9 protein-coding genes are annotated in these 13,284 nt (G+C 68.3%); all 9 read left to right on the top strand.

The genetic code is table 11. The features are described 5' to 3' along the window. Positions 1–277 precede the first annotated feature (277 nt). The 9 genes from M9902_RS00245 to gyrA all read left to right on the top strand — a co-directional run bounded on the left by M9902_RS00245 (position 278) and on the right by gyrA (position 13,215). Positions 278–577: a YciI family protein gene (locus M9902_RS00245; protein WP_297174601.1), complete on the top strand. Its 300-nt coding sequence runs from the start codon at positions 278–280 to the stop codon at positions 575–577. Positions 578–633: 56 nt separating this feature from the next. Next, the gene (locus tag M9902_RS00240; protein WP_297174598.1) at positions 634–885 is read left to right on the top strand and encodes a BolA family protein; all 252 of its coding nucleotides are present in this window, start codon (positions 634–636) and stop codon (positions 883–885) included. Positions 886–1,016: 131 nt separating this feature from the next. After that, positions 1,017–4,547, top strand: coding sequence for a chromosome segregation protein SMC (gene smc, locus M9902_RS00235; RefSeq protein WP_297220254.1), 3,531 nt, complete (start codon positions 1,017–1,019; stop codon positions 4,545–4,547). Positions 4,548–4,596: 49 nt separating this feature from the next. Beyond that, the gene (gene zipA / locus M9902_RS00230; protein ID WP_297220251.1) at positions 4,597–5,310 is read left to right on the top strand and encodes a cell division protein ZipA; all 714 of its coding nucleotides are present in this window, start codon (positions 4,597–4,599) and stop codon (positions 5,308–5,310) included. Between the two features lie 31 nt (positions 5,311–5,341). Continuing rightward, a complete protein-coding gene (gene ligA, locus M9902_RS00225; RefSeq protein ID WP_297220249.1) occupies positions 5,342–7,447 on the top strand; it encodes an NAD-dependent DNA ligase LigA in 2,106 nt (701 codons plus the stop codon). Further along, the gene (gene epmA, locus M9902_RS00220) at positions 7,440–8,408 is read left to right on the top strand and encodes an EF-P lysine aminoacylase EpmA (protein ID WP_297220247.1); all 969 of its coding nucleotides are present in this window, start codon (positions 7,440–7,442) and stop codon (positions 8,406–8,408) included. The genes ligA and epmA overlap by 8 nt, the downstream gene beginning before the upstream one ends. Before the next feature lie 178 nt (positions 8,409–8,586). Continuing rightward, positions 8,587–9,312: a DUF3011 domain-containing protein gene (locus M9902_RS00215; RefSeq protein ID WP_297174577.1), complete on the top strand. Its 726-nt coding sequence runs from the start codon at positions 8,587–8,589 to the stop codon at positions 9,310–9,312. A gap of 76 nt (positions 9,313–9,388) precedes the next feature. Continuing rightward, a complete protein-coding gene (gene mtnA, locus M9902_RS00210; protein WP_297220244.1) occupies positions 9,389–10,444 on the top strand; it encodes an S-methyl-5-thioribose-1-phosphate isomerase in 1,056 nt (351 codons plus the stop codon). 164 nt (positions 10,445–10,608) lie between these two features. After that, positions 10,609–13,215 carry a DNA gyrase subunit A gene (gyrA, locus tag M9902_RS00205; RefSeq protein WP_297220241.1) on the top strand — a complete coding sequence of 869 codons (2,607 nt, stop codon included), beginning with the start codon at positions 10,609–10,611 and terminating at the stop codon, positions 13,213–13,215. The last annotated feature ends 69 nt before the right edge of the window (positions 13,216–13,284 follow it).

Genomic DNA, 13,284 nt, shown 5'->3' with positions numbered 1-13,284 from the left:
CGGCCCCCTCCGGGCCACGCCTGATTTGCAAGGGCCGGAAATGGCCGGGGTTGCGGGTGGGTTCCACGTTCCATCGCACGCGACGGCGCGGCCGGTGGGCCCCGTCAACGGATCGATGGCATGCAGTGCCGGGTGGGCAGGCGCGCTGCGGCTGAAGGCCCGGCAACGCGCACCCGCAGGACCGGGCGAAAACAACTAGGGTGCAAGCCTACGCATTCGCCGCCGGGCTGTCCACTGGGGGCCGCTACAATGGGGGCAACGGTTCATGGAGTGGACGATGTGGTACGTGATCGAAGGGTTTGACGGCGTCGATGTTCTGGCGCGCCGCAAGCAGGCGCGACCGGCGCATCTGGAGCGCTTGACCGCGCTGCGCGATGAAGGTCGCTTGCTGCTGGCCGGGCCGTGCCCGGCGATCGATGCCGAGGATCCTGGTCCTGCGGGTTTCCAGGGCAGCGTGGTCATCGCCCAATTCCCGTCGCTGGAGGACGCGCGGCTCTGGGCCGATGCCGATCCGTATTGCGCCGCTGGCGTCTACCAGCGGGTGGACGTGCGGCCGTTCTGCAAGGCACTGCCGTGAGCGAGGCTTGGACCGAGGCCGACGTTCCGCGCCTGAACCCGGGGCGCATCGCGCGGATGCGGGCGCTGCTGGAGGTGGCGCTGGCGCCCACCCGACTCGAAATCACGGACGACAGCCATCGCCACGCCGGTCATGCCGGCAGCCGGACCGGGCAAGGGCATTTCACGCTGACCATCGTCAGTCCGGCCTTCGTCGGCAAGCCGCTGCCGAGCCGCCATCGGCTGGTGTACGCCGCGCTGGGCGAACTGTTGCGCACCGACATTCATGCGCTTTCGATCCACGCAAAAACCCCGGACGAGGCGGGCTGAGGGCCGTTATACTCAGTGGTCTCGGCGCCAGTTGTTGTTTCATTAAGTATCAAGAAACAACCGTTTACGTCGTATTATCCATCCATTACATGAATTGGCGCCCTGCGCCGCACAAGGTTTGCGACCGCCGCATGCGCCTGTCCACCATCAAGCTGTCCGGCTTCAAGTCCTTCGTCGACCCGACCACGTTGCACCTGCCGACCAACATGACCGGCATCGTCGGGCCGAACGGCTGCGGCAAATCCAACATCATCGATGCCATCCGCTGGGTGATGGGTGAGTCCGCCGCCAGCCGCCTGCGCGGCGATTCGCTGACCGACGTGATCTTCTCCGGCAGCAGCGCGCGCAAGCCGGTGTCGCAGGCCTCGGTGGAGTTGGTGTTCGACAACGCCGATCACGCCATCACCGGCGAATATGCCGCGTTTAACGAAATCTCGGTCAAGCGCACGGTCGGCCGCGACGGCCAGAGCAGCTATTACCTCAACGGCGGCAAGTGTCGTCGGCGCGACATCACCGACCTGTTCCTCGGCACCGGCCTGGGCCCGCGCAGCTACTCGATCATCGAGCAGGGGATGATCTCGCAGGTGATCGATGCGCGCCCGGAGGAATTGCGCGTCTACCTGGAGGAAGCCGCCGGCATTTCCAAATACAAGGAACGCCGGCGCGAAACCGAGACCCGCATCCGTCACACCCGCGAGAACCTCGACCGCCTGACCGACCTGCGCGACGAAGTCGACAAGCAGCTGCAGCACCTGTTCCGGCAGGCGCGCCAGGCCGAGCAGTACACCGCGCTGCAGGCCATGCGCAAGGAAAAGGACGCGCAGTGGCGGGCGCTGGAATACCGCGCGCTGGATGTCGAGCTGCAAGCGCTGCGCGCCGGGCTGCTGCGCGATGCGACCCGGCTGGAAGAATTGGTGGCCGGCCAGCGTCGCGCCGAAAGCGCGCTGGAGAGTGGGCGCACGCAGCGCGAGGCCGCCAGCGAGTCGCTCAACCAGGCGCAGGCCGCGGTTTACGAAGCCAGCGGATCGCTGGCGCGGATCGAGCAGCAGATTGCCCATCAGCGCGAGCTGGCCGAGCGCCTGCAGCGCGCCAGTGACGAGGCCGGCAGCGCGCTGGATGAACTCGGCGGCCAGATCGTCTCCGACCGCACGCGGCTGGATGTCCTGCGGGCAGCGGTCGAAGAGTCCAGCCCACGTCTCGAAGTGGTGCAACAGGATGACCGGGATCGGCAGCAGGCGCTGCGGGAAACCGAAACCCGGCTGGCCGACTGGCAGCAGCGGCGTGACGCCCACGCCCGCGAGCAGGCTGAATCGGCCAAGGCCGCCGACGTGGAACGGACCCGAATCGAGCATCTCGACCGCCAAAACCTGGATGCCGGCCGTCGCATCCAGCAGCTGGGCGAAGAGCGCGCCGGGCTGGATCTGACCGCCCTGACCGCCGCGCTGGCGGAACTGGAGGCCGGCGTCGAAACCGGCAAGGTCACGGTGCAGGAACTGACCACGCGGGTGGAGGCCGGCCGTGCGGCCAGCGCGCAGGCGCAGGAGCACCAGCGCGAGCTGCAGGGCGAACAGGCCGAATTGCGCAAGCGGATGCAGGCGGCGCGGGGGCGGCTGTCCTCGCTGGAAACATTGCAGGCGGCCGCGCTCGGGCAGGAAACGGGCGCGGGTGCGCGCTGGCTGCAGGCACACGGGCTGGGCTCGGCGGCGCGCGTGGGCGAGCGCCTGGATGTCGATGCCGGCTGGGAATCCGCCGTCGAAACCGCGCTGGGCCAGTGGATCGAAGCGGCGCTGGTGGACGCATCCGCCGGTCACTTCGATGCGTCTCTGGTCGACGCCTTGGTCGAGTTGGGCGAGGGGCGGGTGGCGCTGGTGGCCGACGGAGGCAATGCCGCCGCGGCCGGGCAGGATTACCCCGACACCTCGCTGGCGGCGCGGGTGCGCGGCCCGGAGGTGATCCGGCAGCGGCTGGCCAAGGTCCACGCGGCCGATGACCTTGCCCAGGCGCAGGCGCTGCTGGCGCGGATTCCGGCGAACGAAAGCGTGATGACCCGTGGCGGCGAGCAGCTTGGCGCCGGCTGGGCGCAGGTGGCGCGCGCGGATGCCTCGCGGCAGGGCGTGCTGTTGCGTGAAAAGGACATCCACGCGCTGCGCGAAGCGATCGCGGCCGATGCACGCCGTGAAGCCGAGCTGGACGCCGAACTGACTCGCCAGCGCGACGCGCTGCGCGCGGCCGAGCAGCAGCGCGAAGACGCCCAGCGCCAGCTCTATCTTGCGCATCGGGACCTGTCGGAAACTTCCGGCCGGTTGCAAAGCGCCCAAGGGCGACTCGACGGTGCGCGCAGCCGGATCGAGCGCATCGACGCCGAGCTGACGCAGCTCGAGGCCGGGTTGCAGGAACAGCGGGCGGCGGTCGCGCAGGCCCGCGAGCGGCTGGAAGGCGCGGTGGCCCGCATGGGCGAGCTCGAATCGACGCGGGTGGCGTTGGAAGCGGAGCGCGATGACGTGGCCGCCGAACGCGAAGCCGCCCGCGAAGCCGCCCGCCAGTCGCGCGAGGCCGCCTACGCGCTGTCGCTCAGCCTGGAAACCCAGCGCGCCCAGATGCAGGCGCTGGCGCAGGCCTTGCAGCGCATGGACGGCCAGCGCGGCCAGCTGGGGACGCGGCTGGAGGATCTGGCCAGCCAGCTGGCCGACGGCGGTGCCCAGGCCGATACCCTGGAGGCCCAGCGCCAGGCGGCGTTGAACGCCCGGGTGCAGGCCGACCAGGTGTTGGCGCAGGCGCGCGCTGCGCTGGAGGAAGTGGACATCGAACTGCGCGCGCAGGAACAGCAGCGCCAGCAGTGCGACGCCCAGGCGCTGGAGCAGCGCGAGGCGATCGGCCAGCGCCGGCTGCAACAGCAGGCGCTGGAGCTGAAGGCGACACAGTTCAGCGAGGCCATCCTGGCCGGCGGTTTTGCCGTCGATGCGCTGCTGGAACAACTGCCGGAAGAAGCCGATGCGGCCGGTTGGGAGCAGGCGGTGCAGGAACTCGACGGCAAGCTGCGCCGACTGGAGCCGGTCAACCTCGCGGCAATCGCCGAACGCGCCGAGGCGGCCAAACGCAAGGAATACCTGGACGCGCAGAACGAGGACCTGACCTCCGCGCTGGGCACGCTGGAAGAAGCGATCCGCAAGATCGACCGCGAAACCCGCAGCCGCTTCAAGGACACCTTCGATCGCGTCAACCTCGGGATCCAGGAGCTCTACCCGCGCCTGTTCGGCGGCGGCCATGCCTATCTGGAAATGACCGGCGAGGACCTGCTGGATACCGGCGTGACGATCATGGCGCGGCCGCCCGGCAAGCGCGTGTCCAACATCTCGCTGTTGTCGGGCGGCGAGAAGGCGATGACCGCGGTGGCGCTGGTGTTTTCGATCTTCCGCCTCAACCCGGCGCCGTTCTGCCTGCTCGATGAAGTCGATGCGCCACTGGATGAGGCCAACGTCGGCCGCTTCACGGCGATGGTCACCGAGATGAGTGAAGCGGTACAGTTCCTGTTTGTCACCCACAACAAGGCCACCATGGAGGCTGCCCAGCAGCTTTCGGGTGTGACGATGCGCGAGCCGGGCGTCTCGCGGCTGGTCTCGGTGGACCTGGCCGAAGCCGCGCGTCTGGCCGGCGCTGTTTGAGATGATGACGCATCGTTCGATCCTGCGACCCAACTGAGGAGATGGAGCAATGTCGGACCTGACCCTGCTGCGCATCGGCATCGCGGTGGCGATGGCGCTGCTGTTGGGCGCGATCATCTTTTTCGGCCGCAGCCAGAAGGGCGCGCGTGACCTGCGCGGTGCGCGCGGCGGGCCGGGTGGCGAGGGGCGCCAGGAACCGTCGCTGGGCGAACAGCTGGCCGACAGCTGGGGCAAGGCGCCGGCGGCGCAGGGCGAGCTGCCGCTCCCGGAAGCCCCGCCGGCGGCGGAGCCAGGCCGGCGGCCAAACGAGGAGTACGACAAGATTGTCGCGCTCTACGTCGCGGCCAAGGCCGGCAACCTGCTGCACGGCCCCGACATCGTGGTGGCGGCGGAAAAGGCCGGCCTGACCTACGGCTACATGGGCGTCTACCACCGCCTGGTGGACGGCCGTCCGGACGCGGGGCCGATCTTCAGCGTGGCCAACATCATCAAGCCCGGCAGCTTCGACATGACCAAGATCGCCGAACTGGAAACCCCGGCCCTGGCCTTCTTCCTGACCCTGCCGGCTCCGCTGCCGGCGCTGGATGCCTGGGAAACCATGGAGCCGGCGGCGCAGCGCATGGCCGACCTGCTGGATGGCGTGGTGCTCGACCAGGAGCGCAACGCGCTGGGCCGCCAGCGCGTGCAGCACATCCGTGAAGAACTGCGCGGCTACGACCGCCAGCACATCGTGCCGCCGCTGGGCAAACCGGCGCGGTGGTGAGTGGCGCAATGCAGTGGGTTGCCGCAGCACGATGAACGAAAATGCCGACGCTGCCCGCGTTGCCGCGCTGCGTCAGCAGCTGCGCGAGGCCAGTCATCGCTACCACGTGCTCGACGACCCGACGATCCCGGATTCCGAATACGACGCCCTGCTGCGCGAACTGGAAGCGCTGGAGGCCGCGCACCCTGAACTGGCCGATCCGGATTCCCCGACCCGCCGCGTCGGCGCACCGCCGTCCGGACGCTTCGAGCCGGTCGAACACGCGATCCCGATGCTGTCGCTGGGCAATGCCTTCAGCGCGGCGGAAGTCGAGGACTTCGTCGCCCGCATCGTCAAGGAACTCGGGACGGCCGAGCCGGGCCCGGCGGAACCGGTTTTTTCGACCGAACCCAAATTCGACGGTCTGGCCATCAGCCTGCGCTACGAGCACGGCCGCTTCGTGCTTGGCGCCACCCGCGGCGACGGGGCCACCGGCGAGAACGTGACGGCCAACCTGCGCACGATCAAGGCCATTCCGCTGCGGCTGCGCGGCGAGAACCCGCCGGCGGTGCTGGAAGTGCGTGGCGAGGTATACATGCCGCTGGCCGGGTTCGAGAAATACAACGCCCATGCGCTCGCCCACGACGAAAAGCCGCTGGCCAATCCGCGCAACGGGGCTGCCGGTTCGTTGCGCCAGCTTGACCCTGCCGTCACCGCGCGACGTCCGCTGGCGTTCTATGCCTATGCGCTGGGCGAGGTCAGCCCCGAGGTCACGCTGCCGCCGACCCATTCGCAAACCCTGCAATGGCTCCGCACCCTGGGCTTCCCGGTCAGCAATCGAGTGGAGACCGCACGCGGGGCGAGCGGACTGCTGGACTACTTCGCGCGCATCGGCGCGCAGCGTGAGCGCTTGCCGTTCGACATCGACGGGGTGGTCTACAAGCTCGATCGCTACGACCAGCAGCGGGTGATGGGTTTCGTCGCCCGCGCGCCGCGCTGGGCGATCGCGCACAAGTTCCCGGCCCAGGAAGTGGCGACCACGGTGGAATCGATCGAGGTCAGCGTCGGCCGCACCGGCGCCGTCACGCCCTGGGTGCAGATGGCGCCGGTGCAGGTGGGCGGGGTGACGGTCAGCCGCGCCACCTTGCACAACGCCGACCAGGTGGCGCGGCTGGACGTGCGCCCCGGCGATACCGTCATCATCCGCCGCGCCGGTGACGTGATCCCCGAGGTGGTGCGCGTCAATCTCGAACTGCGCCCGCACGACGCCCATGGACGCCCGCGGCATCATCCCTGGCGCATGCCCACGCACTGCCCGGAGTGCGATTCGGCAATCGAGCACATCGATGGCGAAGTCATCGCCCGCTGCACCGGCGGGCTGGTCTGCCCGGCCCAGCGCAAGCAGTCGCTGCTCCACTTCGGCTCGCGCCGGGCAATGGACATCGACGGGCTGGGTGAGCGTTTCGTCGATGCATTGGTCGAGTATGGCTACGTGCACGGCATCGCCGATCTCTACCGCCTGACGGTCGAGGATTTCGTCGCCATGAAACAGCGCGCAGACGAAGTCGCCGGCGAGGTTCCAGAGACCGTGAAGGCCGGCAAGATCGCGACCAAGTGGGCAGAAAATCTGGTCGCGGCGATCGCCGCCAGTCGCAGTACGACGCTGGAACGCCTGCTGTTCGCGCTCGGCATCCGCGAAGTGGGCGAGGCCACGGCCAAGGCGCTGGCGCGCCATTTCGGGGCGCTGCAGCCGCTGCTGGACGCCGATGAAGCCGCCTTGCAGCAGGTGCCCGACGTCGGCCCGGTGGTGGCGACGCGAATTGCGCATTTCTTCGCCGAGCCGCACAACCGCGCCGCGATCGCCGCGCTGCGCGAGGCCGGCGTGCATTGGCCCGAGGGTGCGCCGCAGCGCGCCCAGGCCGGCCCGCTGGCGGGCAAGACCGTGGTGCTGACCGGCGCGCTGGCGGCGCTGACCCGCGACGAGGCGAAAGCGCGTCTGGAAGCCCTGGGCGCGAAGGTGGCCGGCAGCGTGTCGAAAAAAACCGCGCTGGTGATCGCCGGCAGCGATGCCGGCTCCAAGTTGGACAAGGCGCGGGAGCTGGGCATCGAAGTCTGGGACGAGGCCCGGCTGCTGGCCTTCCTTTCCGATCATGCCTGACTGGCAGCCTACCGCCGACGTTGCCGCGCTGCGCCTGCGCGCCGCGTTCAACCGCATGGCGCGCGAATTTTTCCAGCAGCGCCAGGTGCTCGAAGTCGAAACCCCGATCCTGTCCGCGGCCGGCAACACCGAGCCGAACATCGACAGTTTCCATACCGAATTCTCCGGACATGTCGACGCGGGCGCGCGCCGGCGCTGGCTGCGCACCTCGCCCGAATACTCGCTCAAGCGCCTGCTGGCCGCAGGCGTGGGCGACTGCTACGAGCTGGGCCGGGTGTTCCGCAACGGCGAGGCCGGCGGGCGGCACAACCCCGAATTCACCCTGCTCGAGTGGTACCGCGTCGGTTGGGATCACCGGCGTTTGATCGGGGAGACTGCCGAGTTCGTCAACGCGGCGCTGGCGCTGGTCGGTCGTCGTGCGACGCTGCGCGTGGTCGGTTATCGCGCGCTGTATCTCGAAACCCTCGGGCTGGATCCGTTCGAGGCCGATGGATCGCACTTGCAGGAGACGCTTGGGGACGTGCAAGTGAACTCCGAAGGCCTGAGCCGCGACGATTGGCTGGATCTGCTGCTGACCCACCGCATCCAGCCGACGTTTCCGGCCGACGCGCTGATCGCGGTCCACGACTGGCCGGCCACGCAGGCGGCGCTGGCGCGGATCCGGCCCGGCGATCCGCCGCTGGCCGAACGCTTCGAGCTGTATCTGGGCCCGATCGAGTTGGCCAACGGCTATCACGAACTGGGCGATGCAACAGAGCAGCGTGAACGGTTTGAAAACGACCTGCACCGACGCCGCGTGCGCGGCGCCGCGCTTCCGCCCATCGACGAAGCCTTGCTGGCGGCGCTTCCGGCCCTGCCGGATTGCGCCGGCGTGGCGCTGGGCGTTGACCGGCTGCTGATGGTGCTGCGGGGCAACCCGCGCATCGACGCGGTGCTGGCTTTCGACTTTGCCAGAGCCTGAATGAAGCAGCGCGGTGATTTGCATTTCAGCCTGTGCGATGGCAAAACGGGCATCGGCCGCTGTCCGCCCGTTGTGCCAGCGACCGTGTGACCTGCCGCGTGTCCGGATTGCGGACATCGAAGCGTTTTCAATCAGTGTCGATCCCGCCCGTCAGTCCCGAAGATCCCAGGAGCCAGCCATGTCCAGACCGATTCTTGCCGCTGTCGCCCCCATTGCTCTGCTGCTGGCGGGTGTCCTTGCTTCCGCTCCCGCCTCTGCCCAGAACTACGGCTATGGCAACGGTTATGACAACGTCATCCGCTGCGAATCCATCGACGGTCGCAGCAACCAGTGCTACACCGGCGGTGGGCGCGCAGAACTGCTCAGGCAGGTGTCCAATTCGCCGTGCATCGAAGGCCGCAGCTGGGGCCAGAGGAATGACAGCATCTGGGTGGCCCAAGGCTGCCGCGCCGATTTCAGGATTTCAGGCCGCCGTGGCTATGGCGACTACGGCGGCTATGGCGGTGTCGTGCGCTGCGAATCGCACGATGGCCGCTACAACCGCTGCGCGGTGCCCGGCCGCGGCAGGCCGGAGCTGGTGCGGCAGATTTCCAACTCGCCCTGCGTCGAGGGCCGTACTTGGGGCGCGGACCGGGATTCGGTGTGGGTCAACAACGGCTGCCGCGGCGAGTTCGCCAACCGCTATACCGGCGGCGGCTGGGGCAACAGCGGCTATGGTGGCCGCGAGTTCCGCTGCGAGTCGATCAATGGCCGGACCCAGGAATGTGCGGCCAACGTTCGCGCCGGCGTCCAGCTGATTCGCCAATTGTCGAACGCGCCCTGCATCCAGGGCCGCAGCTGGGGCTATGGCCGGATCGGCGTGTGGGTGTCGCAGGGCTGCCGCGCGGAGTTCCGCAGCTACTGATCCGCGTTTGCAAATCGACGTTGACAGCCGGCGTCCTGGCGCCGGCTGTTTCGTGTGCAGCAGGTAAAATCACGCCGTGAACACCCTCGACTACGACCGCTACGACCACGTCCGTCCGCTGCGTTGGACCAGCGAGGCGCTGGAACTGCTCGACCAGCGCGCCCTGCCGTTCGTGGTCACCACCGTGGCCTGCCGCAGCAGCGATGCGGTGGCCGTAGCCATCCGCGACCTGATCGTGCGCGGGGCGCCGGCCATTGGCATCGCCGCCGCCTGGGGCGCGGTGCTGGCGACGCGCGATGTGCAGGCCGAATCCGGTGCGGAGGCCGCGCAAGCGCTGGAGCCGGCGCTGGAAAGGCTCAACGCGGCCCGGCCGACCGCCGTGAATCTGGCTTGGGCCCTGCATCGGATGCGCGGGGTGCTGGTTGCTGCCGGTGCAGACTGGCAGCAGGTGCTGGAGCGCGAGGCGCGTGCGATCGAAACCGAGGATCTGGCGGCCAACCGGGCGATGGGGCATCTGGGCGCCGGCCTGATCGCGCCCGGCAGCGGCGTGCTGACCCATTGCAACACCGGCTCGCTGGCCACCTCCGGGTTTGGCACGGCGCTGGGCGTGATCCGCGCCGGCGTTGCCGAAGGACGCATCCGGCGCGTGTTCGCCACCGAAACCCGGCCCTGGAATCAGGGCGCCCGCCTGACCGTGTGGGAGCTGCAGCAGGACGGCATCGACGCCACCTTGATTGCCGACTCGGCGGCGGCCCACCTGATGCAGACCGGGCAGGTGCAGTGGGTGGTCGTGGGCGCAGACCGCATCTGTGCCAACGGTGATGTCGCCAACAAGATCGGCACCTGCCAGCTCGCCATCGTCGCCCGCCACTGCGGGGTGAAGTTCATGGTCGTGGCGCCTGCGTCCACGGTCGACATGGCCACCGCGGAGGGCGCTTTGATCGAGATCGAGGAACGCGATCCGGCCGAACTGCTCAGTGCACGCGGCGAACGCACGGTGGCCGCCGGCGTGCGCGCCTGGAACCCGGTGTTCGATGTCACGCCGCACGGATTGATTGACGCCATCGTCACCGAAAATGGCGTGCTTGCACGCCCCGACGCGGCGCGCATGCGGGCGCTTGCGGACGGCTGAACCGAAGCCGGGAAACGCGCCGTTCCCAGCGCTTGCAATGCTGCGGAAAAGCCGTGGAAATGCTACAATTCACGGCTCCAGGAATCCCCGCGTAAACCGCCTGCGGACGGCCTTTTCGCCGTCCGGGCCGGGGCGTGGGCCAGCGACAGGAATACGGACGCACGATGGGCGATCTCGCGCAGGAAATCATCCCGGTCAAGCTCGAAGACGAGATGCGGCGAAGCTACCTCGATTACGCCATGAGCGTGATCGTGGGGCGCGCGCTTCCCGACGTTCGCGACGGCCTCAAGCCGGTCCACCGCCGCGTGCTGTACGCGATGAACGAGCTGGGCGCGCACAGCAACAAGCCGTATTACAAATCCGCGCGCATCGTCGGTGATGTCATCGGCAAATACCACCCGCACGGCGACAGCGCGGTCTACGACACCCTGGTGCGCATGGCGCAGCCGTTCTCGCTGCGCTACATGCTGGTGGACGGGCAGGGCAACTTCGGTTCGGTCGACGGCGATTCCGCCGCGGCGATGCGCTACACCGAAGCGCGCATGGCCAGGATCAGCCACGAGCTGATGGCCGACATCGACAAGGAAACCGTCGACTTCCAGCCCAATTACGACGAGAAGGAGCTCGAACCCACGGTCATGCCGACCCGGGTGCCGAACCTGCTGGTCAACGGCTCGGCCGGCATTGCGGTGGGCATGGCCACCAACATCCCGCCGCACAACCTCGGCGAAGTGGTGGACGCGCTGCTGGCGTTGATCGACGATCCGCAGATCGATATCGACAGCCTGATGGAGCACGTTCCCGGCCCGGACTTCCCGACCGGCGGCATCATCAACGGCACCGCCGGCATCCAGCTGGCCTACCGCACCGGCCGCGGCCGGGTGCGGATCCGCGCCAAGACCGAGATCGAGGTCAGCGACAGCGGACGCGAAGCCATCATCGTCACCGAGATTCCCTACCAGGTGAACAAGGCGCGGCTGATCGAGAAGATCGCCGAGCTGGTCAAGGACAAGAAGATCGAGGGGATCAGCGAGCGCCGCGACGAGTCCGACAAGGACGGCATGCGGATCTACATCGAGATCAAGCGCGGCTTCTCGGCCGAGGTGGTGCTCAACAACCTGTATTCGCTGACGCCGATGGAATCGGTGTTCGGCATCAACATGGTGGCGCTGGTCGATGGGCGGCCGAAGCTGCTCAATCTGAAGCAGATCCTCGAAGCCTTCGTGCGCCACCGTCGCGAGGTGGTCACCCGCCGCACCATCTTCGAACTTCGCAAGGCGCGCGCGCGCGCCCACGTGCTCGAAGGCCTGACCGTGGCGCTGGCCAACATCGACGCGATGATCGAGCTGATCAAGACGTCGGAAAACCCGCAGGTCGCCAAGGAACGCATGCTGGCGCGGCGCTGGGCACCGGGTCTGGTCGGCGCGCTGCTGGCGGCGGCGGGCGCCGCGGCCAGCCGTCCGGAAGACCTGCCGGCCGGTGTCGGCCTGCTGTCTGACGGTTACCAGCTCACCGACATTCAGGCCCAGCAGATCCTCGAGATGCGCCTGCACCGCCTGACCGGGCTGGAGCAGGACAAACTCACTGACGAATACCGCCAGCTGCTCGACGTCATCGCCGGGCTGATCCGGATCCTCGAGGATGCCAGCGTGCTGCTGGATGTGATCCGCACCGAGTTGCGCACCCTCAAGGCCGAGTTCGGCGATCCGCGTCGCAGCGAGATCCGTCAATCCGAGGAAGACCTCGACATCCTCGATCTGATCGCCCCGGAGGACGTGGTGGTCACGCTTTCGCACGCCGGCTACGTCAAGCGCCAGCCGGCCACCAGCTACCGCTCGCAGCGTCGTGGCGGCCGCGGTCGCAACGCCGCCACGACCCGTGACGAGGATTTCATCGAGCAGCTCTGGCTGGTCAATACCCACGACACCCTGCTGACCTTCACCAGCAATGGCCGGGTGTTCTGGCTGCCGGTGCACCAGATTCCCGACGCCGGCCCGAACGCGCTCGGTCGCCCGATCATCAACTGGATCCCGCTGGAAGCGGGCGAGAAGGTCCAAGCGGTGCAGCCGGTGCGCGAATACGAGGAAGGCAAGTTCGTGTTCTTCGCCACCAAAAACGGCACGGTGAAGAAGACCCCGCTGACCGAATACGCCTACCAGCTGCAGCGCGGCAAGATCGCGATCAACCTCGCCGAGGGTGATGCGCTGGTCAACGCCGACCTCTCCGACGGCACCCGCGACATCATGCTGTTCGCCAGCAACGGCAAGGCGGCCCGGTTCGCCGGCGAGACCGTCCGCCCGATGGGACGCACCGCCACCGGCGTGCGCGGCATGAAGCTGGCCAAGGGCGAGCAGGTGGTCAGTCTGGTGGTCCTGCACGGCGACGGTGACATCCTCACCGCCAGCGAAAACGGCTACGGCAAGCGCACCGTGCTCGACGAGTTCCCGAAGAAGGGCCGCGGCACCCAGGGCGTGATTGCGATGAAGACCAATGGCCGCAACGGCGCGCTGGTCGGCGCCATCCAGCTGTCCGAGCACCACGACGTGCTGCTGATTTCCGACGGCGGCACCCTGGTGCGCACACCGGCGGCGGACATCTCGCAGGTGGGCCGCAACACCCAGGGCGTCACCCTGATGCGACTGGGCGAAGGCGAGAAGCTGCAGGCGATCGAGCGCCTCGACGCCTCGCTGGACGAGGGCAACGGCGAGGACGCCGGCAGCGACACCCGGGCGAACGGGTCCGATGCGGGTGAGGCGACGCCGGCGGATTGAGCCGGCGTCCCGGTGGCCGTGCCGGTCTTGCCGGCCACCTTGCGGGGTGCGTTTCGCGTTGCTGAATTC

This window comes from Thermomonas sp. (genome assembly GCF_023953935.1).
In the GTDB taxonomy this organism is placed as follows: Bacteria; Pseudomonadota; Gammaproteobacteria; order Xanthomonadales; family Xanthomonadaceae; genus Thermomonas.
Note: the sequence above shows the minus strand (reverse complement) of the source record. Positions and strands in the feature narration are given on the sequence as shown.

Excerpts from the sequence above, each read along its gene's own strand:
- M9902_RS00245 (WP_297174601.1), top strand. The coding sequence starts at position 278 with ATGTGGTACGTGATCGAAGGGTTTGACGGCGTCGATGTTCTGGCGCGC.
- M9902_RS00240 (WP_297174598.1), top strand. The coding sequence starts at position 634 with ATGCGGGCGCTGCTGGAGGTGGCGCTGGCGCCCACCCGACTCGAAATC.
- smc (WP_297220254.1), top strand. The coding sequence starts at position 1,017 with ATGCGCCTGTCCACCATCAAGCTGTCCGGCTTCAAGTCCTTCGTCGAC.
- zipA (WP_297220251.1), top strand. The coding sequence starts at position 4,597 with ATGTCGGACCTGACCCTGCTGCGCATCGGCATCGCGGTGGCGATGGCG.
- ligA (WP_297220249.1), top strand. The coding sequence starts at position 5,342 with ATGAACGAAAATGCCGACGCTGCCCGCGTTGCCGCGCTGCGTCAGCAG.
- epmA (WP_297220247.1), top strand. The coding sequence starts at position 7,440 with ATGCCTGACTGGCAGCCTACCGCCGACGTTGCCGCGCTGCGCCTGCGC.
- M9902_RS00215 (WP_297174577.1), top strand. The coding sequence starts at position 8,587 with ATGTCCAGACCGATTCTTGCCGCTGTCGCCCCCATTGCTCTGCTGCTG.
- gyrA (WP_297220241.1), top strand. The coding sequence starts at position 10,609 with ATGGGCGATCTCGCGCAGGAAATCATCCCGGTCAAGCTCGAAGACGAG.